Origin of the sequence: uncultured Parabacteroides sp. (genome assembly GCF_905196875.1) — a bacterium.
Lineage (GTDB): Bacteria > Bacteroidota > Bacteroidia > Bacteroidales > Tannerellaceae > Parabacteroides.
On the sequence record NZ_CAJJWO010000002.1, the window covers coordinates 71,702 to 97,561 of the forward strand.

The following is a 25,860-nucleotide window of genomic DNA, read 5'->3' on the forward strand; positions in this document are numbered from 1 at the left end:
GCACAAAAGTACATAAAATGTGCAAGATGAGCAATTATTCCCTGTAATATACTCTTTTCACCCTTGGAGAAACCGATGTCAGTATCTCATAAGGTATTGTTTTGAGTTTGTCGGACAACTCGCTTACCGGCAGTTCTTCGCCAAAGACGATAACCGGATCGCCCTCCTGGGCATTGGTGTCGGTGACGTCGATCATGCAAGCATCCATACAAATATTGCCGACTATCGGACAACGTTTTCCGGCGATGGAAACTTCACCTCCCCGGTTACTGAAATGACGGTCGAGGCCATCGGCATAGCCGATTGGGATGATGGCGATGCGTGAGTCGCGGTCGACGTATGTTTTCCGGCTGTAACCGATCGAGTCGCCTGCCGGGACATGCTGTATCTGAAGTATGGTAGTACGTAGGGTACTGACGTTGCGCAATCCTTTTATGCCGGAAGCACTTACCCCGTACAGCCCGATACCTAAGCGAACCATATCCATCTGGTAGTTTGTAAAGCGTTCGATCCCTGCAGAGTTCAGAATATGTTTGATCACTTTGTATTCCAGAAGATTTTCCAGTTCCGCTGCCGCCGCACTGAATGTATCCAGTTGTTTCTTTGTAAAATCGTCGAAGATAGATGAGTCGCTGCCAACCAGATGGGAGAAGATGGAGCGTGCCGTAACGCCGCTTTGCTCTTTCAACCGTTCACAGATGGCTGGGACATCACTTGGCTGGAATCCCAGACGGTGCATTCCCGTATCGATCTTGATATGAATCGGATAGGCGGTGATACCTCTCCGTTCTGTTTCTTTTATCATCGCATCCAGCAGACGAAAACTGTATACCTCCGGCTCCAGATTATTTTCGAACAAGACATTGAAGCTGCTGAATTCCGGGTTCATTACGATGATCGGGATAGAAATGCCCTCTTTCCGCAGTTCCGCGCCTTCGTCGGCAACAGCAACGGCCAGGTAATCGCAACGATGTTCCTGCAATGTCTTGGCAAGCTCGTATGAACCGGCCCCGTATCCGAAGGCTTTCACCATACAGACCATCTTTGTTTCCGGTTTCAGCTTCGAGCGGTAATAGTTGAAGTTATGCACCACAGCATCGAGGTTTACTTCCAGGATTGTTTCATGCACCTTCTTTTCCAGCAGTTCGGAGATACGTTCGAAGTGGAAATGGCGTGAGCCTTTAAGCAGGATCAGTTCATCTTTAAACTGTTTGAATGTCGGCGATTTAAGGAACTCATCCGTTGTGTTGTAGAACTCTTTTTCCATATCGAATGCTGCGCCATACTCTTTCAGGTCGCGGCCGATACCGATAATGCGGTCTATCTTTTTACGACGAACCAGGTCGGCTACCTTCTTATAGAGAGACTTCGGTAATGTGCCGGATTGCAGGATATCGGAGAGGATCAGCGTGCATTTCAGATTCTTGTCCACGTGGCGGCTCTGCTGGAAGTCGAGGGCGATATCCAGCGAATTGATATCCGAATTGTATGTGTCGTTTATCAACATACAGTTGTTGATACCCTGTTTTACGTCAAGACGCATGGCAACAGGCTCCAACTGAGAGAACTTTTTCGTGTCGTTCACACTGGTCGGCTTCAGGAAAAGTATTACTGCCATGCAGTGGATCACATTCTCGATGGAAGCATCGTCGGTGAAAGGGATTACATACTTTTGAGTCAATCCCAACAACGTACAACGAATCACCGTTTCATTTTCTTTCTTTTCGATCGATTCGATATAAAGCGGGGCATCCGAGTCTGTACGGCTCCAGGCAATCGCTTTATGGGAGAGGCAAGCAGATTCTATACAGTTGGAGATAAATACATCATCGCCGTCGTAGATGATCGCTTCGCAGTCGTTGAACAATGTGAGTTTCTCCAGGCATTTTTGTGTCGTGGAGATAAAGTTTTCCTGGTGTGCTTCACCTATATTAGTAATGATGCCGATAGTGGGGGCAATGATCGGGCGAAGGTTTTCCATCTCGTCCGGTTGAGAAATACCTGCCTCGAAAATACCCAGCGTATTCTTTTCGCTCATCTGCCAGACCGACAGCGGCACACCCAGTTGCGAGTTGTAGCTGCGCGGCGAACGTACGATGTTGAATTCCTTATGTAACAACTGGTAAAGGAACTCCTTTACAATCGTTTTTCCGTTACTTCCGGTAATACCGATTACGGGTATATTAAACTGTTTGCGATGATAGGTGGCCAGTTTCTGAAGCGCTTTCAGCGTATCCTTCACCACCAGGAAGTTTGCATCCTGAAGCGACTCGAACTCAGGAAGCATATCGCTTACAACAAAGTTGCGTACGCGTAGTTTGTAGAGTTCTTTTATATATCTGTGTCCATCGTTAGTCTTTGTCTTAAGGGCAAAGAAGAGACTTTGTTCCGGAAAAGAAAGCCGGCGACTGTCGGTCAGCAATATGCTGATGGTGCTATCTTGCAGGTTGTTTGCTTTGGCGCCAATAATTCCGACGATTTCTTTTATTGAGTATTCCATTCTTTACATTAGTTTAGACTTTATTATTTCCATCTCTTTTGTAAGATCAAAGGAAGGAAATTTCTCGTTAATTCGTTCCATCTTTAACAAAGTTTGCGAGATAAACCGTTTATAGGCATCACTTTCGGGCTGAAATGGGCGATGATTAATAGCCTTTTGTATCTCTGCCCATTCTTTAAGGATCCCTTTGGTTTCATCCGATAAGAAATTTTCCGTAAAACGTTGCCAAATATAATCAATGGCAAGCTCCGAGGGATGCAACATGTCAGTTGCGTAGAATCGGTAGTCGCGTAGTTCATCCATCATGATCTCGTAAGCCGGAAAATAAGCGATCCGTTCGGGGTATGCTGCCTGTAGTTCGTCTACGGCCAGAAGTAAAGTCGCCTTACTGAGTTGATTACCATGTGCCCCGTCTTTCCAGTGACGTATGGGGCTGACGGTAAACAGTATCTTTAACTCCGGATTTTGTTCCCATAATGAAAGCAGCAGTTTTTTCCATTCCGAAACGATCTCCGTGACTGTCAACATCGAGCGGTCGAACATCTTCTCCGGAAGTTTATGACAGTTGGCAACCACTTCACCCGAGCTCTTCAATCGGTACACGTAAGCTGTTCCCAACGTTACTACCAGGTAGGTTGTCGTACGAAGCTTACCGGCAGAAGCAAACAACCTGTCGTTTATATTCTCCAGGCACTCCGTTTCCGAAGTAGAAGAAAAGCGGCTGTGATGTGCGAAGCTATGGTATACACCCTCATATTGCAACAAATCTCCGGTAGTGAACTGTTCCGGATGCAGCAATAAGCGCAGTGATGCGGCAATCGATGCCGGATTGTACAACGTACCGAACGGATTTATATCTACATTGAATTTATTCCCGGCTAGCCTTGTCCCTATATTCTCGGCGAAACAGGAACCGAGTAACAGCGTCCGCTCCGTGCATGAGAGCAGGAAAGGAGCTTTGGAAACAGGGATATAGGTATATAATTCCATATTTATTCTATTGACTCGTTGGACGGCGCTTCGTGCGTTTTCTGGTCGGCCGACCGTCGGATGTAGAACACTCGCTTTCCGCACCAGCTCTTTTGTATCTGGTTGTCTTCGATCAGCTGTTCCAGATCCTTTTTGGCTTTTTGGCGTGTGCACTGGTTCATGTCCGCAGCCACAGTCTGATTGATCGTACCGTAGTTTTTGATATACCAGAGGATACGTTTCTGCCGTATATCTTCACTGTACGCTTTTCTATCGGTCGTACCTTCCCTCCGTTCAATCTTGGCATCCCGGAAACGCTTTTTCAGCTCCGGATCGGCGCGGAACTCCACGTTCTTGAACGAGATAGAAGCGGACCGTATATCTTTTTTATTCTCGACAGGCCTGCATTTCAGCGTGACCGAAAATGTACCGATCCCTTCCAGATGTACGCTCTGGCTGTTACTGAGGCAAAAGAACAGCCGGTCGCCAATTGCCTTGATCGCTCCTTTGATATCGGCAGCCGTAAAGGTACTCATCCCCTCGATCATCCGGGCCAGCTCGTTGGTATTGACGGTCTGGATATTAATAGCCCTGGCATGCAGGGTAGGCTTCGCTTCCCCCGCTCTGGGAGGATTGGCAAATAAGTCATATTCAATACTCATATTCTTCCTGATCTTTAAGGTGCAACATCATAACAATTAAGGATTTTCCCCCTTAATATTGAAAATGTAAAGTATACCTTTCATAAATTAAAGGCTTGCTCTACAAATATGTAAGGCTTACCTTATTTTTTAGTAGTATATACTTTTCAAATTTAAAAGTCCGTACCAAAGGTAATAAATGTCCTGAGAAAAAGAATTAATTATTCAGACCTTTTTTCTTAGTTATGCAGTATTTGTTGGGGGAGGCTGTAAAGGCTTGAAAGAAAAGGAATATAGTTGCATATATATATGTACGTGCGTACATTATTTATTTGAATGGAAAATCGGTCGAATGTGAAGTGTAATGGATTGGTAGAGAGGATGATTTTTGGAAGAAAGATATGACGAGATTTATCGTTCCTTTTTTCTAGTCATTGTTTTTCGGAGGGGAACTGTTCGTTTGCGAAAAACACCTTTTCGTACTTACTTTGCTATTCGATTGATAAGAAAGCATATAGGCTGATGAAAAAAATATTAAAAAGGATAGTTAGTATCAAACTAATTCTTACTTTTGTAGACTAGAAAAAAGGAACGATAAATCTCGTCATGTATTAGAAATGCGAGGCGTTCCGGTTGTGAATTGAACTTATTACACTTTAGTATTAATATTAAAATTTAAATTATGAACAAAAAGTTTTCTACTCTTGTAGCAGGCTTAGCGTTAGTATCATCAGTTGCTTCTGCGGCACTTGATACTTCAATTAAGCTGAAAGAAGGAGGCAACGATGGTCTGTTCCAATTATCGGTTGGTACAACTCCAAATGACAGCGTCCTTTACTTAACAAAGGATGATTCATTGAAATTAATGAAGGCGTCTGATGTTACTCCTGGTATGTTTGCATCTACATTATGGTGTGTTAATGTAGAGTCTTTCAACCAAGGCCAAGCTCCAAAATTCGACTTTACGAACAAGGCGTATGGTCGTATTCTTGAAATTTCTATGGATGGATTGAAGGATCTTCCCGCGGGTAATGTCTCTGATTCATTAATTGTAGGTGGTGACATTAATGGATGGGCATTTTCTTCAACTTTCAAAGACGGTGTTCAAACTGAAAAACCCTTATTCTCTTATTTTGATAATGATTCAGTTGTCGCTTTGGAACACCATGATGGGAATGCTTTGAGAGCAGTGAAGTATCATGCAAGTGAGATTGCAGATATTGACCACACTGTATTCTCTTTAGTGAAACCTTCTCGTATGGTTTTGAATGCTGCTGCATTACACACGATGTTAGGCATGAATGCTGATGGTGAATCATTTAAGTTGTCATTCAACAAGACTGCCAATCCGAACGTTATGGCTCAGGATTTGATTGCACGTGATACGTTGAGTGGTTATGTTGTATTGCAGGCAAAAGAAAGTAAAAAATATTTGCGTGTAGATACAGCTTATCACAATACTACAGGTATCAAGTTCATCCAGTTGACAGATACTACAAGTGCTACAACTTATGATGCAGCTGCTACAGCTGGTAAATCTGGAAACTATGCATTCCGTTTTGAATATTCTCCTTATGCAGATAGCGTATTCATTACTGTAGAAAAGGCTATCCTGACAAAAATGGATGGAAAAACATGGGCACAGTCTGATTCTACAATGAATCGCGATTCATTGCATGTATATGTTCAGGACCTGGGTACATCTAATGCTTTGACTGTATTGAAAGATTCAGTTTCTACTTGGATTAAGTTAGGTTTTGGTGGTTGCGGTGATCCTGTGACTTCAACTAAGACTACTATTCCTAGTGACTTGTATGTAATCAAGAGCACAGACGGTAAGTATTTGGCAGCTCCTATCCATGGAGACTCAACTGTACAGTGGGTTACTTTAGAAAAAAATGTAAATGTTTGGACAATGCCTGCATTCCAGTGGGTAGTTGAAAAACAAAATGCAAACTCTAAGACTTCTAAGATCAATATCACTAACCGTGAATTTGGTAAGTTGGTTACAGACTTCACTGGTGTTCAGTTGGATACAAACAAAGATGCATATGCTGCTGTTGCTGACGATAAGGGTGTTTCTAAAGCTGTTAGCGTAGAAGGCTTTACTGCTGCTACTTCTGATATCAAGAAAGATAGCTTACTTGGTTATAAGTACTTAGATAATGAAGACCTGTTGGTAACTCGTTACAAATTCCGTTATCTGCACGAATTCTCTGATGATTATTATGCAGGTGTAAATACAGAAGAAAATGACTCTATCCTGTATGTTGGTGCTAAGTCTGGTTTCTCTTTGAAACAATCAGCAACTGATGAAACTTATGGTTATACATCTAAAGCTGTAGCTGACTTGAAGCCTTTGTATCGTAAAGTTTACACTTTGAAGATACGTAATGCAAAATTAATCTTTGGTGCTAAAGCTGATAGCGTTGTATTAGATAAAGAAGGTCGTTTCGCAGTTTCTGAAAAAGTAACTCCGATCACATTCTTATTGAAGGCTAATAACGAAAAAGCAATTGATGAAAAAGAAACATTGTTCTATGCATTCATCAAAACAGGTGCTGATACAGTAAAGGTTGGTACAGATGATAACAACTTGTGGATGAAGAGTCAGTTGATGACTGAATCTCGTACTTCTGCTTTCTCTGTAGAAGTTGACGATTCTCCTCTGTATAGAAGATTCAATACAACAAAAGAAAATACTGTTGCATCAGATGATCCTGATACATTGAAGTTCTTCCGTGTTAACAACACTGCAGATATGTTGTTTGAAGATGCTTATAGCGTATATTCAAAAGATAAAGAAATTAATTTCTTAGGCGTTAACAACAACATCCAGTATCCGAATGCAAAACGTGCTATCTATGTTGATACTGCTTATGTAGACCGTGGTACAGGTTATATCAAACCGCAATATATGTTGGCTGTTGGTGTAAATGTTGTTCCGGGTATTGATGCTGTTCCGTGTCCGTTAGAACATAACCATGGTTACGACAAAGATGGTAAGCCGCTTGATAAATGGACTTGCTCACATGCAACTCCGGGTACTGACGGTTATATCAGAGGTCGTTATTTGATCAACGCAGTTGACTCTGCAAAAGTTGATGGTGCTTATGATGCTGCAGCAGTTCGCGATGCTGATTATATCTGGAACAATCAGGTTCGTTTAGCATTCGTAGAAGCTATCCACAAAGCTGATACTCTGTATATTTTGGATGGTGCCAATGCAAATCTGACTGATCCTGTAGATTTCACAAAGTTGCCGAAAGCTTCAAAGAAATATCTTGGTGACAACACTCATAAGAATGTAGTATTCTCATTCCGTTTATTGGAAGAAGGATCTGACAACTTCTTGATTGAATCAGCTGAGACTGACGGTGAAATGATCGCTCCTATGAGAGGTGGTTGGGTGAAAATCCAGAATGGTGTACCTGTAATTTCTTATGCAGCATTTAGTGATGCAGCTAACGAAGCAGAAATCTTCAACGTAGAAAAGACTTCTGAAACTCCGACTGCTAACGAACCTGAACTTTCTGCTAAGACAGTTTCTGTAGTTGCTGGTAACGGTATCGTAACTATCAAGGGTGCTGCAGGCAAGACAGTTGCTATCAGTAACGTACTTGGTCAGACAATTGCTAACACAGTTCTTTCTTCTGACAATGCTGAAATCGCTGCTCCTGCTGGTGTAGTTGTTGTAGCTGTAGAAGGTGAAGCTGCTGTTAAAGCAATCGTTAAATAAGATATTCAAAGACATTTGATTAAAAATGTAATCAAATAATTCTAAAATGATGCTACGTAGTGGCTCCTTTAGGGGAGCCACTCAGTAACCTGTGATGGGGGAATAAGTGGCGTTATTAATATTAAGTAATAAAATAAAGTTCTTACTGTAATTTCTCCCGTGAGGAAGGAATACAGAAAAAAACAGCCTCTGCGATCGTGTATCGTAGAGGCTTTGTTATATGGAAAAATGTGATTATTTTAGCTGCCTGAAAAGAATATTCTAATACTCGGATCTGATATGGGGAAGCCTGATATACAACAAGAATACTTTGTTCTGTCTGCTTTGAAACAAGATAGTCAGGAGGCTTTTTCATTACTTTTTCGCACCTATTATACTGATCTTGTTTTATTCTGTGGTAATTTTATCAAAGACAAGAGTGCCTGTGAGGATATTGTCCAGTCGATCTTTCTGAAGCTGTGGAACGATAGAAAGACTATTCAAATAGAAACATCCTTGAAATCTTATTTGTTGAAATCGGTTCGCAACAGCTGTTTCGATGAATTCCGACATTTGGAAATCGTCCGCCAGTATGAGGCTGGGAATGAAAACTCGGTGCTGGATTGTTATGATACGGAAAACTATATGTTATATTCCGATTTGCACGATCATCTTCATAAAGCTCTTAAACTGGTGCCCGAACAATATCGGGAAGCTTTTGAAATGAATCGTTTTGAAGGGCTGAAATACAGAGAGATTGCAGTAAAGCTGAATGTGTCGGAACGAACGGTAGAAGTACGGGTCAGCAAGACTCTCGAAATTTTGAGAAAGCAGTTGAAAGACTTCTTTGTACTATTAATATCAATCGGTATTCCCTAAAAAACGTTAGAAGTTATGTGGAGAAATAATTTCCGGACGTCTTAATACTATAACAAGAAAAGAAATGACAGATAAAGATCAAATACAGCTTATCATAACCGCTTATCTATCCGGTAAAGCGACTGCTGAAGAACGTCGTGAACTGGAGGAATGGGTACAACAGTCTCCTGATAATAACCGTTATTTCCAAGAGGCTCGTAATATTTGGCAAGTGATGCACCCAGCCTTTATCCCCTCTGAGATTGACGTAATTGAAGCTGAAAAAAATATTTTTTCAAATATCGCAAGGACAAAGAGGAATATCACCAGAACATTGCTGGTTTATTGGCAACGTGTGGCTGCCATACTCGTTATCCCTTTATTAATATTTAGTGCTTATTTATATTTGAATAGAGATGTTGACTTGTCTGATACAATAGAATATCAGGAAGTAAGATCACCTCATGGGACTTTTTCCGAAGTTCGCCTACCGGATGGAACCAACGTTTGGTTGAACGGTGGAAGTTCTTTAAGATATCCTTTAGTTTTCAGAAAAGGGGAACGGGATGTTTTCTTAAATGGTGAGGGATATTTTGAGGTTCACTCTGATAAGAAAAATCCTTTTGTTGTGAAAACGAATCAAATAACTCTTCAGGCTACAGGTACAGCCTTTAATATAGAGGCTTACGATAGCGATTCGATTACCGCGGTTACAATGGTGAATGGTAAAATCGATGTTATTTTTGGAAATTCTTCCCCTGTCGCAATGGCTCCGGGAGAGCGTGCATCTTTTAATAATTTGACCAGAGAATGTCTTATCATGCAGACCGATCCTTACAAGTGGTACGCATGGAAAGATGGGTTAATGATATTCCGTGATGATCCGTTATCTTACGTATTCAAGCGGGTGGGATTAACTTTTAATGTTAATATAGACTTAAAAGACCCCAGTTTGGCCAATGCTCCTTATCGTGCCACTTTCGAATATGAATCGTTGGATGAAATATTACGATTGTTGGAAATGAGTGCTCCTTTACAATTTAAACATAATAAAAGGATAAAGTCAAAGGATAACTCTTATGAGAAGCAAACTATAGAGGTATATAAAAGAAAGAGGTGATTTATTCACCTCTTTCTTTGTTTAAAAAAATCCTTTTTCCGATGTGGAAAAAGATCGCTGAAACGTCTTAGTCATATAAGGAGATAATACACTTTTGTTCATAATTAAATCTGGTGCCTATGCTATAAAGATGATATATTGTTTTATTGAGATTTTGAATTGTTACTTATTGAAATACTGATTCACAAAATAAACTAAAATGAAATTTGCTTATTTATATATATTACTTATCTGTGCTGCATGCAGCCAATCGAAAGAGGTATATCCTGATATTTCTGATACAAATCGTACTACATTTAGTCTATCCTCCAATGATACGACACTTACACAAATATTTGACTGGGCCGTTTGTAGTTCCAATACATGTGTGGGAGATAGTAATGATCCTGTAGGTCCTTGGTATGAAGCTGCATTGCCGGACAGGGCAGCTTTCTGTATGAGAGATGTTTCTCATCAATGTTTGGGAGAAGAAGTGAATGGACACGGTAAACAAAACCTGAATATGTTTACTAAGTTTGTGGAAAACATATCTGAATCGAAAGATTATTGCTCCTATTGGGAGATAAATAAGGATAATGTTCCCGCTCCGATAGATTATGCTTCTGATAAAGATTTCTGGTATAATCTGAATGCTAATTTTGATGTGTTGAATGCTTGCTTTCGCTTATATCTGTGGTCTGGAAATGAAATGTATATCAATGATCCCCGTTTTGAGAAATTTTTTCGCTTAACAACAAATGATTATATTGCTCACTGGCAGTTACAGCCGGATAAAATAATGGAACGTCCGGATGTTATGCACGAAGATAATACACTTGTTAATCCGAGATTTAAAACGTTCCGGGGACTGCCATCCTATGAAGAGTCTGTTCGGGGGCTTACTGTGACGGGTGATTTGATTGCTTCCGTGTTCAGAGGTTTGAAATCGTATGCCCAAATATGGAAGATCAGAGGGAATGAAGATAGTTGCTGTGTTTATAATGCGATGGCAGAAGAGTATGCTCGTCTTTATGATACTGTTTGGTGGAATGAGGATACTCAGAATTATTATGCCTATAAGCTGAAAGATGAAAAATTGATAGAAGGTGGGAGTAATGTCTTTTCTTTTTGGTTTGATATTGTTAGTAACCCGGAACGGGTAGAAAGATTATTGGCTTTAATGGCAGAGAAAGAACCGATAGTAGAAATTATGTCTTATTATCCGATGATTTTCTATAAGCACAGTAAGAATGAAACAGCTTATCGTTATTTGAACGATTTGTATGCGAGTGATCGTCGCGACTATCCGGAAGTGGCAAGTAGTGTGATTGAAGCTATTGTATGCGGACTTGTCGGAGTTGAGGCGGACGCCACAGCTAACAGAATATCTACACTGCCTCGTTTTACGTCTTCGACAGATTGGGTTGCAGTAGAAAATATACCTGTATTTTCTGGGAAAATCTCAATATTGCATCAATCGAGAAATAAAAGTTCTTTTGTAAATAAACTGGATAAAGAGTTGGTTTGGAGGGCAATGTTTCCTGGTAAGGTTAAGATGATAAACAAAAAAACAGCTGAATATATTACAGATGTTTTGGGTAATCAGTATAGTTTTATTGATATTCCCTGTCTGGCAGGTGAAACGGTTTCGGCAGAGGCACAAGAATGAAAATGAATTAAAAAAATCATTTTCTGAATGTGGGAAAATGCTACAGAAACGTCTTAGTTATGTATAAGGAGATAAAAAAGAGTTGTTCACCCCAAAAAATCTAATGCCTATGGGATAAAGTTGTGTTATTGTAATTGATATATGTACCGGACAAAAAAAGGAAAGGTCTCGCACACCTTTCCTTTCAATTGTTCAGTCATTAAAAAGTTTTTAGTCAACCTTATTTTTCTAACTAAACAAACAAATGTATGAATTCCATTTTGGATAAAAAAATCGAAAAGCTAAGTTTTGCCATTAAATTTTTTCGAGTTATGAGATTATGCTTGTTATTTATAGCTTTAAGTCTAACACAAGTATTTGCTTCAGTATCTTATTCACAGACAACGTCTGTGAGCCTTCAAATGAAAAATGCTTCAATTGAGGATGTGCTGAATCAAATAGAAGAAGAAACTGAATTCCGTTTTCTTTATAATAAGAAAATGGTTAATGTGGAACATGAAGTCAATGTCTCTGTTAAAAATAAGAATATTGTAGAGGTATTGGACAATCTATTTAAAAATGCCGGAATATCGTACTCGATAAGTGGACGGCAGATTGTATTAAATAAAAAGGAAATTTATGAATCTGTGCAACAGGTAAATAAAGTAACAGGAATTGTGCTGGATTCACAAGGTGAACCTGTTATCGGTGCTAATGTTGTAGAGAAAGGTACAACAAACGGAACAATTACAGATGTATCCGGTGCATTTACATTGGATCTTTCGCCGAATGCAATCTTAAAAGTTTCTTATATCGGATATGCTGATCAAGAAGTGGCTGTGAACAACAGGAAAAGCCTTGAAATCAGATTGGCTGAAAATACAGAACTGATAGATGAAGTTATCGTTGTCGGTTATGGAACTCAGAAGAAAGCAACAGTGACCGGATCTGTAGCACAGGTTTCCGGTGAGGTCATAAAACAATCACCGGCAGCAAACTTATCAAATTCCATAGCCGGACGTATACCGGGGGTTGTTGCCAATAACAGAAGCGGAGAACCGGGTAGTGATGCGTCTGAAATATATATACGAGGAAAAGGTACATTAGGCAATAGTTCCCCGCTATATGTGATAGATGGTGTTGCAAATCGTGGAGGTATCGACCGCTTGAATCCGAATGATATAGAATCTATCTCCGTGTTGAAAGATGCTTCCGCTTCTATTTATGGTGCGCAAGCAGCCAACGGTGTAATTCTTGTTACCACCAAAAGAGGTACTGATTCGAAGCCGGTGATTGCTTATGATGGTAATTTTTCCGTTTCTCAGAATACACGTACCCCTCATCTGATGAATGCTTATCAGTATATGGTATATGATGACGAAGCGAACAAATATATGGGACGCGATCAGATTTGGGCAAATATTAAGGGAGGTTATCTGGATGGAACGATTGATCCGCTTCAGTATGCAGATACAGACTGGTTTGATGCAACTTTCCGGAATTTTGCACCTCAGACGCAGCATTCTCTTTCTGTAAGAGGTGGTAACGACCGGGTTAAGTATTATATTTCAGGAGGATATCTCTATCAGGAGCCCGGTTTTAAGAACACGAATATGGATTTTAATACATTACAGGTTCGTTCGAATCTGGATGCTAAAATAACAAAAGATTTTACTGTTTCTTTAGAATTGTCAACTCGTCAGGAAAACAGGAATCAGTCAAATATCTCTTCATCTGATTTCTTTTATGAGGCTTATATGATTTACCCTTATCTACCGGATTTCTATCCGAATGGTTTGCCGGGTCCTGGTATTTCAAAAGGGAAAAATTTGGCGTTACTGGCTACAGGAGTAACGGGTTATAATAAGATCAAAGATAATTATATGAATACTAAGGTTTCCTTTGATCTGAAAATGCCCTGGGTTCTTGACGGATTGTATCTGTCTGGCTATGGAGCATTTGATACTCAGTTTAGAAGAGAAAAACTGCTGAATGATACGTGGGATGCGTATCGTTATAATCCGACCACTAAAGAATATGATAAAGTGGCAACAGGAAATAAGAATAACTTTATCGATCTTACTCAGAAAAGTGATGAAAGCCGGATCACAACATTCCATATTAAGTTAGGTTATGAAAAACGTTTTGAAGAGCATAGTGTAAATGCGTTTATTGCCTATGAGCAGAGTAAAACAACCGGTGACTGGTTCTCTGCCTATCGCAGGGACTTCCTGTCGAGTAGTGTGGATTATTTATTTGCCGGGAGCGATATTGAAAAAAGTAATGATGGAAAAGGGTCGATTTCTGCTCGTCAGAATTATTTCGGACGTTTGAGTTATGGCTATAAAGACCGTTATATGGCAGAATTCACTTTGCGTTATGATGGATCTCAAAATTTTGCAAGTTCTGAAAGATGGGGCGTTTTCCCCGGCTTATCAGTAGGATGGCGTATTTCTGAAGAAGAATTCTTTAAGAAAAGTCTTCCTTTTGTCAACGAACTGAAGATTCGTGCATCGTGGGGTAAATTAGGTAATGACCGGGTAGATCCGTTCCAATATTTGAGTACCTTCAATCTTACCAATGGTGCCCATTTCGGAACAGATCCGGTATTGAATAAAGGTTTTACTATTGGGCGTTTGAGTAATCCGCTGATTACATGGGAAAAGGTCGACACAAAGAATATAGGATTTGAGTCTCAATTCTTAAATGGTCTTATTGGTTTTGATTTTGAATACTTCAATTCGAATCGTAAAGATATTCTGACTCCTAAACAGGCTTCTGTTCCTGATTACACGGGGTTGACTTTACCTGATCAGAATATTGGAGAAGTAGGGAATCAAGGATTTGAAACGAGTTTGATTTATAGGAATAAAGTAAATAAGGTCGATTATTATATTGGCGGTAATCTGACATTTGCCCGTAATAAAATTAAATTCTTTGATGAGGCGAACGATATACCTGATTGGCAGAGAAGAACCGGATATGCTATTGATTCATGGCTGGTATATAAAACGGATGGTATTTATCAGACACAGAAAGAGGTAGATGATTCTCCCCATTTAATGAATGCGCAACCTGGCGATATTAAATATGTAGATGTAGACGATGATGGTGAGATTACGGCGAATGACATGGTACGTATCCATGAAAGTGCTATACCGGAAATTGTATATGGTATTAATATGGGAGCTAAATGGAATGGATTTGAATTGAATATTCTTTGGACGGGCCAGGGACGGGCAAAGCAAATGATTCGTCCGTTCGGTTATAACCGTGATGTCGAATATTTTGATAATCGTTGGATCTCAGCTGAAGAAACTCCGAATTCTCTTTATCCGAGAGCCTTTAATACACAAGATCAGATCAATAATAGAGATTCGGATTTCTGGTTGAAAAATGCTGCATTCCTGCGTTTGAAAAATGTTGAGTTGGCTTATAATGTACCTTCTTCCTGGTTGGAAAAGATTAACATCAGAGATTTACGTGTCTTTGTAAGTGGATTTAATCTGTTTTCAATCGATAAAATTAAAGTGTTGGACCCGGAGGGTACAAACGCTGCCGGAATGTATTATCCTCAACAACGTGTTTACAATGTTGGGTTAAGTCTTAGTTTCTAATTGTTTAAATCTATTGTTATGAATAAAATAGCAAAATTGTCAATATTTCTTTTTAGTGCATGTTGTATCTCATGTTCGGATTTTCTGGATGTAGAACCTCTGGATTCATTTACAGGAGAAGCTGTGTTTTCAGATCCCTCTCTGACTGAAGCTTATGTCAATGAACGTTATATGGGTTTGCGGGATTATTTTGGACCTGAGAGTACGGTGGGATTGAAATATCAGGCTTCTACACGTTTTATTTGCGATGAATCTATGAGTAACTTTAACTGGGCTAGTGCCTGGAGCTATAACCAGGGAGAGGTAACACCTGATCAGGTTGGAAGTTATAATGTGTGGAAAGAATATTTTACAGGGATAAAAGATTGTAATATCTTCTTTGAGAATATCGGATTATTGCAGAATCAGGAAGAATTGGTTAACCGCTTGACAGGAGAGGTGACATTTTTGAGAGCTTATCTTTATGCTGAACTGGTGAACAGATACGGTGGAGTACCTATTATCACAAAAACATTTGGTATTAACGATGATATGATGGTGACTCGTGACAGTTATGAAGACTGTATCTCTTTTATTGTAACAGAACTTGATAAAGCTGCTTCTTTATTGCCTGTTAAACAGGAAGATAAAAATTTCGGACGTGCTACTAAAGGTGCTGCATTGGCATTGAAATCAAGAATGCTATTGTATGCAGCTAGTCCACAATGGAATTCTTCCGGTGATACTCAGAAATGGAAAGCTGCAGCAGATGCTGCAAAAGCTGTTATCGACTTGACCGATAACAGCGGTTCGTTAGCTTATGAACTGGATCCCAGTTATAAAGACTTGTTCCTGACAAGCAAAAGTAAGGAGATTATATTCATGCGTTTGTATAGTTCTGAGTATGGTCATCGTTTTGACTGGGAAAACTCTCCGAATGGTTTTACAGGATGGAGTGCAACATGCCCTTTGCAAGATATGGTCGATTCTTATGAAATGGAAGACGGTTCGATGCCGACTCCTGATTTGTATAAAACAGACGAGCCGTGGAAAGGGCGTGAGCCTCGTTTCTATCATTCAATTCTCTGTGATGGACAAGAATTCCGGGGACGTGAAATTGAATTCTGGACAACAAGTGATCCGGAAGGTGTAAATGGTGTTGATACAGAATACGGCCCGGAGGGATGGAACACTTCTAAGACACGATATACGATCCGGAAATTCATGAACGAGGCCCTTACTGCTGCATGGGTGGATAAAGGTACACAACCTTTTATCTTTTCCCGTTTAGGAGAAATTTATCTGAATTATGCAGAAGCGATGTTTCATCTGGGAGACGAAGCTACTGCCCGTAAATATGTTAACCTGATAAGGGAAAGGGCACGTGAAGGAAAAGACGTGTTGCCTGATATCACTGCATCCGGAGATGAGTTATTAAAGAAAATCCAGCACGAGCGTAAGATTGAATTGGCTTTTGAGGAACATCGCTATTATGATGTTCGCCGTTGGAAAATAGCAGAACAGACAGAGAATAAAGTGGAGAGAAGAGTCCATATTGTAAAAGATCTGGCAACCGGAAAGAAAACATATTCGTTTGTAGATGTCCAGGAACGGAAATTCCTGCCGCAACATTATCTGATGCCTATTCCACGTAGTGAAATTCAGAAAAATCCTCTTTTGGAACAGAATCCTTACTATAATTAATGTAAGAATGTAGTCGAACAAAGGATACATGTTTCTTTCAAATGAAGATGTATCCTTTGTTATTTTACAGAATAGTATAAAAATGAAATTGTATGAAAAAAGTAATATATGCCATAAGCTTATTATTGTTCGCTGTTAATATTTCAGCGCAGGATATCAGTGTGACATCCTCCTGTCGGGATCTGGAAAAAGGATTTGAATGGGCCAAAGAAAAAGCCCGTTCCTTCGTTGTAACAGGTAAAAAGGGACCGGTTAATATTTCGGATGTGAATGATGAATCGGAAATAGTCGACTACATACCTGCTTACTGGGCTGGTTATCCTTTACGTACTGCTTTTTATTCGCGTGATTTTTGCCATCAAATAGCGGGTGCACACCTGTTAGGACTGGAAGAAGAAAATTTTACAATGATGAAAGCCTTTGCTGCTTCGGCGAATGCTTCCAGAAAATGGTATCCTTTATGGGCCATAAACTTTGACGGATCGCCTTATTTGTTGGACTATAAAAATGACAATGATTTTGTGAGGGAGGTTCCTGCCACATTCGAATTGGTAGAAAAAGCCTATAAATTATATTGTTGGACCGGTGATAAACGATATCTGGAAGATGAAACGTTATGGAATTATTATACCAGAGTTGTAACAGACTTTATCGCTTTGCATGATGGTAAAATACCGAACGGGATCGCTGAAGGTACTGGCGAAGGAAATATCTTTAAAGGCTCAGCAACGTTCAATGAGCAACGGGATGTTCCGTTGATTGAGGCAGGTGATGGAATTGCTTGTCAATACAGTGCTTTTGTAGCCTATGCCGAAATGGCTAAATTGCGTGGTATGACTAAGCTAGCTGATGAGTATTTAAAAAAAGCGGAAGATTTAAAGAGTTATTTTAATACGAAATGGGGAGTTGAAGGTACTGACTTGTATAATCGGGGATATGTTTCAAAAGATAAGCCGGTTGCAGGTTGGGGGAAAGAAAACTCATGGTTTATGCCAATGAAAGGCATTACGGATCCTTTTTCAGAAAGAACCGGAAAATATCTTGATTTCATCAGTATGCGTCTGGACTCGAAAGAAGATATTCCTGATAACATAGAGGCTATATCTTATGTGCCGGAGGTATTCTTTTTGTATAACAGGAATGAACAGGGTTGGAAATGGATGAAGCATATATTGTCTACTATTGATCAGGAACATGCCGCAAGCAGTCTTACGGGAAAAAATGGGAATTATCCGGAGGTTTCTTATGTCCTGATCGCAAATATAGTAGAGAATCTGGCAGGCGTATCGGTTGAGGCTTCTCGTAATTATATATCGACTGCATCTCATTTACCACAGGAAGTAAATACATTGAGTGTGAAGAATATAAAGATGGGCAATTCTCTGGTAGAAGTTTCACATGAAGAACAGAGTCTTTCATCTTTGTATTATGTGCAGGGAGATAAAACCTTGATCTGGGATGCTTGTTTTGCCGGTTCTTATGATTATGTACATGTGAATGGGAAAAAGCAGGCTTGTGGAAGTGTTGATATAATGGGAGTCAAATACTCCGTTTGTCAGTTGACAATAGAACCTGGAGAGAAAAAAACTGTGTCAGTCAAGTAGTTTACATGCAAATTAGTATATTTGTTGAACTAATATTTATTCAATAGCCACATGTAAATCAAATATCATGAAGAAAATTCTTTTTATTACACTTTTCTGTCTGAACTTTGTTTGTACAGGAATGTTAACCGCTCAAAACCGCTGGTCGATTAACCCCGACGGAAGTATCTCGTGGGAAGTGAAAGACCGTATTCCTCATTACGACCATATTGAGATGAGCGGGTTGAAAGTATCGACTGTACTTCGTTACGGCGTGAATGCCGACGGCTCTTTCGCTTTGAATAAAAGCATGATCTGGCCAATGCTTCGGACGATCCCGAATGATACCCATGCCAGCCTGATGCGACGTTTTGCATGGAATGCATCCGATATGGTTTCTGTAAACGGACAATCCCTTTCCGGTGAGAAAGTAAGTAAGATCACACTGGATGGAAAAATGACCGTGGTAAGTACTGTCGAACTGCCGCGTAATGTGAAAGCAGAACTGACACGTGTCATCTTCCCGGCAGTCTCCAGCCCGGCTGTTTATGAAAAGTATATCCTTCGGAATACAGGCACATCGCCTTTGGCTGTGGAGATCCCCGAGTTGCATGCCGTGAGCCATACAGATCCGGCAAAAGGCGTGGATGGCAGTTATAAATTAGTATCGGAAATCATCGGAGCCACAACCAAGCAGCTTCAACCCAGAGAAGAGTTGGTCTTTTATGCTGCCCTTACTGGCTATAAAGAAGATGAGGTGGAATTGAAGCCAGATGTAGAGAAAGAGCTTCAGGCACGGAAAGACCTGATCGCCGGCTTTTGGAATAACCTGATACTGGAAACATCCGATCCCGTTGTAAATACGATGTTTGCCTTTGCCAAGATACGTGGAGCGGAAAGTATCTACGATACCAAAGGCGGACTGATGCATGGTCCGGGCGGCGAGTCCTATTACGCAGCTATCTGGGCTAACGACCAGGCAGAATATATCAATCCGTTTTTCCCTTACCTGGGATACGAAGTCGGAAACGGTTCAGCTCTGAATTCATTCAAGCATTTCGCCCGTTTCATGAACCCGGAATATGAAAAGATCCCCAGTTCTATTGTTGCAGAAGGACTGGATGTCTGGGGCGGAGCCGGTGATCGAGGCGATGCAGCAATGGTCGCTTACGGGGCTGCTCGTTATGCCCTGGCAAGAGGAGATAAGGCGGAAGCCGAAGAATTGTGGCCACTGATCGAATGGTGTCTGGAATACTGCCGTCGTAATCTGAACGACAAAGGCGTTGTGGCTTCCGATGCCGACGAACTGGAAGGTCGCTTTCCCGCCGGAAAAGCCAACCTCTGCACCTCTTCCTTATATTATGACGCATTGCGTTCAGCTTCTTATCTGGGTAAAGACCTGAAAAAGCCGTTCTCCGTATTGGCTGACTATGAGAAACAAGCGAAAGACCTTCGTAAGAATATGGAAGAGTATTTCGGTGCAGAAGTCGAAGGTTTCGACACCTATCAATATTACGAAGGTAACGACATCCTTCGTTCCTGGATCTGTATCCCGCTGACAGTCGGCATCAACGAACGTAAAGACGGAACGATCGACGCCCTATTCTCACCCCGCTTATGGACAAAGAACGGGCTGTTGACCCAAGCCGGCAGTGAAACCTTCTGGGATCGTTCCACCCTCTATGCCCTGCGTGGCGTATATGCCTGTGGCGAAACGGAGAAAGCTACCGAATACCTGAAATTCTATTCCAGTCAACGTCTTCTCGGCGACCATGTTCCATACGCCATCGAAGCCTGGCCGGAAGGAAGCCAGCGTCACCTTTCGGCGGAGAGCGGATTGTATTGCCGTATCATCACAGAAGGAATATTCGGTATCCGTCCGACCGGATTGAAATCCTTCACCTTCACTCCCCGCTTACCGGCAGAGTGGAACCAGATGAACCTGCGTAACATAAAAGCATTCAACTCTACATTCGATATCGAAGTAACCCGTGAAAACGGAAAGCAATCAGTAGCAGTCAAAGCCGGAGGTAAAACCCTCCTTCACAAAACATTCAAGGAAGGAGAAGTAATCTCCGTCAAACTCCCCTGATCTACTAATTCATCAGCCAGGCAGCTAAAAGAAAATACCTGGCTGGTGAGTATAGTTTCGTATATTACGAGAATAGAGTATCACATATTATGAGAATGAAATGTCATATATTGTGAGAATACAGTATCATAATATATGATACTTTTCACCGACCAGCATAAAAAGCATCCAACATCCTTTCCACCCTCCTCAACAAAACGCGCAGCGTTTTTAGAAAGGCCTCAGCGAAGCCGGTGCAGCCTTGATCTTTTGCTTACTTTTCTATCAAGAGAAAAGTAAGATAATTACCTGTTGATAACTTTTTTGTACTTTTCTTCTATATTTCTTGGAAGGTAATTTGATAAATGTTTAATTTTACCCGGAAATAGAGTAACGTGCCCGTTGCCAACGAAGTAGGTTGCTTTTGTTTAAGGGAAAGTTTAACGTGGAACACAAGAATGGAAGAGAAAAATAGCTGCTATCACGTACCGGTAATGCTCGAAGAAAGCCTGAAAGGTCTGAATATTCAACAAGGGGGGGCTTATGTCGATGTGACCTTCGGTGGAGGAGGACATTCGCGCGAGATACTGAAACAGCTCGGTAACGAAGGAGAACTTTATGGATTCGATCAGGATGCCGATGCAGAACATAATATCCCTGCCGATCCCCGTTTTGTGTTTGTCAGGAGTAATTTCCGGTATTTGTATAATTTTATGCGTTATCACGGCGTTGCGGGAGAGGTAGACGGTCTGTTGGCCGACCTGGGAGTCTCTTCCCATCACTTCGACGACAAAGACCGTGGTTTCTCCTTTCGTTTCGACGGAGCACTGGATATGCGGATGAATACCCGTGCGGGACAGACGGCAGCCGATATACTGAATACCTATACCGAAGAGGCACTGGCAGATGTATTCTACCTGTACGGCGAACTGAAGGTCGCACGTAAACTGGCCTCACTGATCGTCCGGACACGTGAGAATAAAAAGATAGAAACGATCGGTGACTTCCTGGAGTTGGTTAAACCCTTCACCGGAAAGGACAAAGAGAAGAAGTTTCTGGCACAGGCATTTCAGGCACTTCGTATCGAGGTGAACGATGAAATGCGTGCATTGAAAGAAATGCTGCAACAAACCCTGCAGGTGTTAAAACCCGACGGACGTTTGGTGGTAATCACTTACCACTCGTTGGAAGACAGGCTGGTAAAGAATTTCCTGAAAACAGGGAACTTTGAAGGAAAGAGCGAACAGGACTTTTTCGGAAATGTGCAAACGCCATTTCGTATGGTAAACAATAAAGTAATCGTGCCTTCCGACGAGGAGATTGAAAGAAATCCCCGTTCAAGAAGTGCCAAACTGAGAATAGCGGAGAAGAAATGAACGGAACAATGAAAAATGAATAATTAATAATGAATAATGGGCTTCGCGTCTCTCTCGTTATTAATTATTAATTAGCAAAGCGTTATGGTGGAGGAAAAACAACAACGTAAAAAGTCAAAGAAAAAAGAGAAACGTCTTTCTCTTTTGTATGTGCTGGGCGGTGGTATCCTGAATGAGGATTTTATCGTTAAACACACACGGATGATCGTGCTTGTTGTGATAATGATATTCTTCTTTATCGGGAACCGTTACACCTGTATGCAAAAACTGCGTGAGATAGACCGTCTGCAACAACGCTTGCGTGACGTGCGCTTTGAAGCATTGTCTATTTCTTCGGAGCTGACAGGCAATAGCCGTCAGTCGCAAATAGAATTATTGATTGAAGAACAAGGTATTGAACTGGAAGGAGCCAAAACTCCGCCGTATGAATTACATAAATAAGTATGGCTGAAGAAATCGAACCAAATGAAGCTGCACCGAAAAGTAACCGGATATTATTCTGTTACTTTCTCGTTGTGTTATTATTGGGGCTTATCGCAGTAGGCATACTCCTGCGGACGTTTGATACAGCTTTCGTGGAAAAGGAAAAATGGGAGAAAGTGGCCGAAAGCCAGAAACGCCCGAACCGTCTGATATTACCTGGACGCGGAAATATTTACTCTTCCGATGGAAAGTTGATGGCCACCAGTGTGCCTCGCTATTATACCTATATCGACTTCCGTGCCGACGGTCTTTCGGTCGATACCTTCCTGAATTCGAAGATAAACGGAGTGGATTCACTTTCGGTTTATTTATCTCGTAAGTTCAAGAACCGTACTCCGGCCGGGTATAAGGCACACCTGCTTCGCGGACTGAAAAGCAAAAGCCGCCAGTATCCGGTGTACGAAGGCCGTGCTTCTTATACAGACCTGAAGGAAATGCGGAAATACCCGTTCCTGCGTTTGAGCCGGTATAAGAGCGGGTTTTATACAAAAGAAATGGTGCAACGCCAGAAACCTTTCGGAACGCTTGCTTCCCGTACGATCGGAGATATTTACGGTGAAATAGAAGCAGGTGGTGTAACGAAAGGAAAGAACGGATTGGAGTTGCAATACGACTCGTTGCTTCGCGGTGAAGCTGGATTAAGTTCTGTCCGCCGTGTGGGTGGAGGCTGGACCAATGTGGTAGAGGTCGAACCTGTGGACGGAATGGATATCCGTACGACGATCGATATCAATATCCAGGATATCACAGAGAAGTCTCTGGTAGATATGTTGAAGAGGATCGATGCTGAGTCAGGTACTGCCGTTGTTATGGAAGTATCGACGGGCGAGATAAAAGCCATTACCAACATGGGACGTATCCGCGAAGGGGCTTATGCCGAAACCAAGAACCATGCAGTTGCCGATGAGATAGAACCGGGTTCGACCTTTAAGGTAGCCTCTATGATGGTCGCTCTCGAAGATGGTATCTGTCAACCCAGTGATACTGTGGACGTAGGTAAAGGTGTATATATGTATAAAGGTGCCCGTATGACTGACCATAATATGAATAAGGGTGGTTACGGACGTATCTCTGCGGAACAGGCTATCTGGTATTCATCTAATATCGGAGTTGCCAAGATCATTCTGAAAGGATACGAAAAGAACCCGACCAAATATGTGGAAGGACTTTATAAACTGGGACTGACTATTCCGTTGAACCTGGAGATCCCGGGAGCCGGACGTGCCAAGATACGTATGCCGAATGACACGACTTTATATTGGTCGAAGACTACGTTACCCTGGATGTCCTTCGGATATGAAACACAGATCCCGCCGATCTATACGCTGACCTTTTTCAACGCCATCGCGAATGGTGGAAAGATGGTTCGCCCGATGTTTACGAAAGAGATCATGCACAATGGGAAAACGGTGCAAAGCTTCTCGACAGAGGTGTTGAAGTCATCCATTTGTTCGGATAAAACGCTTGATATCATTAAGGAAATGTTGTTGGGCGTGGTCGAGCAGGGTACAGGTAAAGCCGTTCATTCGGATATCATCCGTATAGCCGGTAAAACGGGTACGGCACAGATTGCAACAGGCGGTGTTTATCGTACGAGCGGACACCAGGTGGCTTTCTGCGGCTATTTTCCGGCCGACGAACCGAAGTATTCCTGTATCGTAGTGATCCGCCGTCCGCGTATCGGTTATCCGTCCGGTGGTACGATGTCGGGAGGCGTAGTGAAGGCAATTGCAGAAAAAGTATATGCCAGCCACATGTCGTTCGATGTGCGGGATATGGAGCGCGACTCATTAGCCGTATTAATGCCGGCGGCGAAGAACGGAAACTTGGAAGCGCTTGAAAATGTACTGGGAAAACTGGACATAGATGCGAATACAGACAGTCTGGAAACAAAATGGGTAGTCACCAAACGTGAAGAAGGAGACGAAGAACTCCATCTGCGTGATTTGACGATCCGTGAAGGATTAGTGCCGAGTGTGATCGGTATGGGAGCCAAAGATGCGGTTTACCTACTCGAGAGTGCCGGTTTGCGTGTCGCTCTGGATGGCATGGGCCGGGTTTCGGCCCAGTCGATGGGAGCAGGCACACGGATTGCCAAAGGACAAACCATAAGATTAACATTAAAATAATATGGAACTGAAGAATTTGATTCATACGTTGGATGTACTGGAAACAGTCGGAGCGGATCATGTAAAGATTACAGGCATCCAGTCTGATTCCCGCAAGGTGGAAGATGGCTTTATGTTCGTAGCGGTAAGAGGTACGGCAGTCGATGGACATGCCTATATTGACGGTGCCATAGCAAAAGGTGCTGTTGCGATCGTCTGCGAGGAAATCCCATCCCTTTCGGAAGGAAAGGAAATTTCTTCCGGGAGAAAAGTTGTTTTCATCCGGGTGAAAGATTCGGCGGACGCTTTAGGCAAACTGGTATCGGCCTGGTATGACAATCCTTCGGACAAGCTGACGCTGGTCGGCGTTACCGGGACGAATGGGAAGACAACCATCGCAACCTTATTGTATGAAATGTTCCGTAAGATGGGACATAAAGTTGGCCTGATCTCCACCGTATGTAATTATATCGACGGCGAAGCGATCCCGACGGAGCATACGACGCCAGACCCGATCACCCTCCATAGCCTGATGGCACAAATGGTGGAAGCCGGATGTGAGTATGCCTTTATGGAAGTCAGTTCCCATTCAATCGATCAGAAACGTATCAGCGGCTTGTCGTTCGACGGTGGTATCTTTACCAACCTGACGCGCGACCATCTGGATTATCATAAAACGGTAGAGAACTACCTGAAAGCAAAGAAGAAATTCTTTGATGATCTGCCTGCGGATGCTTTTGCACTGACCAATGCCGATGATAAATCAGGTCTGGTCATGCTCCAGAATACAGCGGCAAAGAAGCTGACCTATTCACTCCGTACCCTGGCTGATTTCAAAGGAAAGATACTGGAGTCGCATTTTGAGGGAACAGAAATGATCATTAACGGTCGTGAAGTAGTCGTTCATTTTGTGGGACGTTTCAATGCCTACAACCTGTTGGCTGTTTACGGTGCGGCTGTTTCACTGGGGAAAGATCCGGAAGAAACGCTGATCGTATTGAGCACGCTGCATTCGGTATCCGGCCGTTTCGAAACAATACAGTCGCCGTTGGGATATACGGCCATTGTCGATTACGCCCATACGCCGGATGCTTTGACAAACGTGCTGAACGGTATTGGAGAAGTGCTCGATGGAAGAGGCCGGATCATCACTGTTGTCGGTGCCGGCGGAAACCGTGATAAGGGGAAACGCCCGTTGATGGCAAAAGAGGCGGCGAAGCTGAGCGACCAGGTGATCCTGACTTCCGATAATCCCCGTTTTGAAGAACCGGACGAGATTATTCAGGATATGGTGGCCGGGCTAAGTCATTCGGATATGGAACGTACGCTTTGTATTACCGATCGTACACAGGCTATCAAGACAGCCACTATGCTGGCTAAGAAAGGCGATGTGATCCTTGTGGCCGGTAAAGGCCATGAAGATTATCAGGATGTGAAGGGCGTGAAACATCATTTTGACGACCGTGAGAAGTTACGGGAAATATTTGCAACACAACAACAATAAAA

15 protein-coding genes are annotated in these 25,860 nt (G+C 42.0%); 12 read left to right on the forward strand and 3 right to left on the reverse strand.

The window, feature by feature from the left end:
• Positions 1-34: 34 nt before the first annotated feature.
• From QZ076_RS01185 to QZ076_RS01195, 3 genes are read right to left on the reverse strand one after another with little or no spacing between them, the layout of a single operon-like run.
• Positions 35-2,500 (reverse strand): bifunctional UDP-N-acetylmuramoyl-tripeptide:D-alanyl-D-alanine ligase/alanine racemase, encoded by a 2,466-nt coding sequence (locus QZ076_RS01185; protein ID WP_293709552.1) that lies wholly within the window; start codon positions 2,498-2,500, stop codon positions 35-37.
• A 3-nt stretch (positions 2,501-2,503) separates the two neighbouring features.
• Positions 2,504-3,490, reverse strand: a complete 987-nt coding sequence (locus QZ076_RS01190) for a GSCFA domain-containing protein (RefSeq protein WP_293709553.1) — start codon at positions 3,488-3,490, stop codon at positions 2,504-2,506.
• 2 nt (positions 3,491-3,492) lie between these two features.
• Entirely contained in the window at positions 3,493-4,131 is a 639-nt protein-coding gene (locus QZ076_RS01195; protein ID WP_293709554.1) for an HU family DNA-binding protein, read from the reverse strand.
• A gap of 661 nt (positions 4,132-4,792) precedes the next feature.
• Here QZ076_RS01195 and QZ076_RS01200 point away from each other — a divergent pair.
• The 12 genes from QZ076_RS01200 (at position 4,793) to QZ076_RS01255 (ending at position 25,858) form a co-directional block, all read left to right on the forward strand.
• On the forward strand, positions 4,793-7,849 hold the full coding sequence (locus QZ076_RS01200; RefSeq protein WP_293709555.1) for a DUF6383 domain-containing protein: 3,057 nt from the start codon (positions 4,793-4,795) through the stop codon (positions 7,847-7,849).
• A 279-nt stretch (positions 7,850-8,128) separates the two neighbouring features.
• A complete protein-coding gene (locus QZ076_RS01205; RefSeq protein WP_293709556.1) occupies positions 8,129-8,707 on the forward strand; it encodes an RNA polymerase sigma-70 factor in 579 nt (192 codons plus the stop codon).
• 64 nt (positions 8,708-8,771) lie between these two features.
• Positions 8,772-9,806 (forward strand): FecR domain-containing protein, encoded by a 1,035-nt coding sequence (locus tag QZ076_RS01210; RefSeq protein ID WP_293709557.1) that lies wholly within the window; start codon positions 8,772-8,774, stop codon positions 9,804-9,806.
• A gap of 199 nt (positions 9,807-10,005) precedes the next feature.
• Positions 10,006-11,454, forward strand: coding sequence for a hypothetical protein (locus QZ076_RS01215; protein ID WP_293709558.1), 1,449 nt, complete (start codon positions 10,006-10,008; stop codon positions 11,452-11,454).
• A 401-nt stretch (positions 11,455-11,855) separates the two neighbouring features.
• The gene (locus QZ076_RS01220; RefSeq protein WP_293709559.1) at positions 11,856-15,050 is read left to right on the forward strand and encodes a TonB-dependent receptor; all 3,195 of its coding nucleotides are present in this window, start codon (positions 11,856-11,858) and stop codon (positions 15,048-15,050) included.
• Positions 15,051-15,068: 18 nt separating this feature from the next.
• The gene (locus QZ076_RS01225; protein ID WP_293709560.1) at positions 15,069-16,733 is read left to right on the forward strand and encodes a RagB/SusD family nutrient uptake outer membrane protein; all 1,665 of its coding nucleotides are present in this window, start codon (positions 15,069-15,071) and stop codon (positions 16,731-16,733) included.
• A 92-nt stretch (positions 16,734-16,825) separates the two neighbouring features.
• Positions 16,826-18,337 (forward strand): hypothetical protein, encoded by a 1,512-nt coding sequence (locus QZ076_RS01230; protein ID WP_293709561.1) that lies wholly within the window; start codon positions 16,826-16,828, stop codon positions 18,335-18,337.
• 67 nt (positions 18,338-18,404) lie between these two features.
• Positions 18,405-20,408, forward strand: a complete 2,004-nt coding sequence (locus QZ076_RS01235) for a hypothetical protein (protein ID WP_293709562.1) — start codon at positions 18,405-18,407, stop codon at positions 20,406-20,408.
• 437 nt (positions 20,409-20,845) lie between these two features.
• Positions 20,846-21,763, forward strand: coding sequence for a 16S rRNA (cytosine(1402)-N(4))-methyltransferase RsmH (rsmH, locus tag QZ076_RS01240; protein ID WP_293709563.1), 918 nt, complete (start codon positions 20,846-20,848; stop codon positions 21,761-21,763).
• An 87-nt stretch (positions 21,764-21,850) separates the two neighbouring features.
• Positions 21,851-22,204, forward strand: a complete 354-nt coding sequence (locus QZ076_RS01245; protein WP_293709718.1) for an FtsL-like putative cell division protein — start codon at positions 21,851-21,853, stop codon at positions 22,202-22,204.
• A gap of 2 nt (positions 22,205-22,206) precedes the next feature.
• The gene (locus QZ076_RS01250; RefSeq protein ID WP_293709564.1) at positions 22,207-24,375 is read left to right on the forward strand and encodes a penicillin-binding protein; all 2,169 of its coding nucleotides are present in this window, start codon (positions 22,207-22,209) and stop codon (positions 24,373-24,375) included.
• 1 nt (position 24,376) lies between these two features.
• Positions 24,377-25,858, forward strand: coding sequence for a UDP-N-acetylmuramoyl-L-alanyl-D-glutamate--2,6-diaminopimelate ligase (locus QZ076_RS01255; protein WP_293709565.1), 1,482 nt, complete (start codon positions 24,377-24,379; stop codon positions 25,856-25,858).
• Positions 25,859-25,860 lie beyond the last annotated feature (2 nt).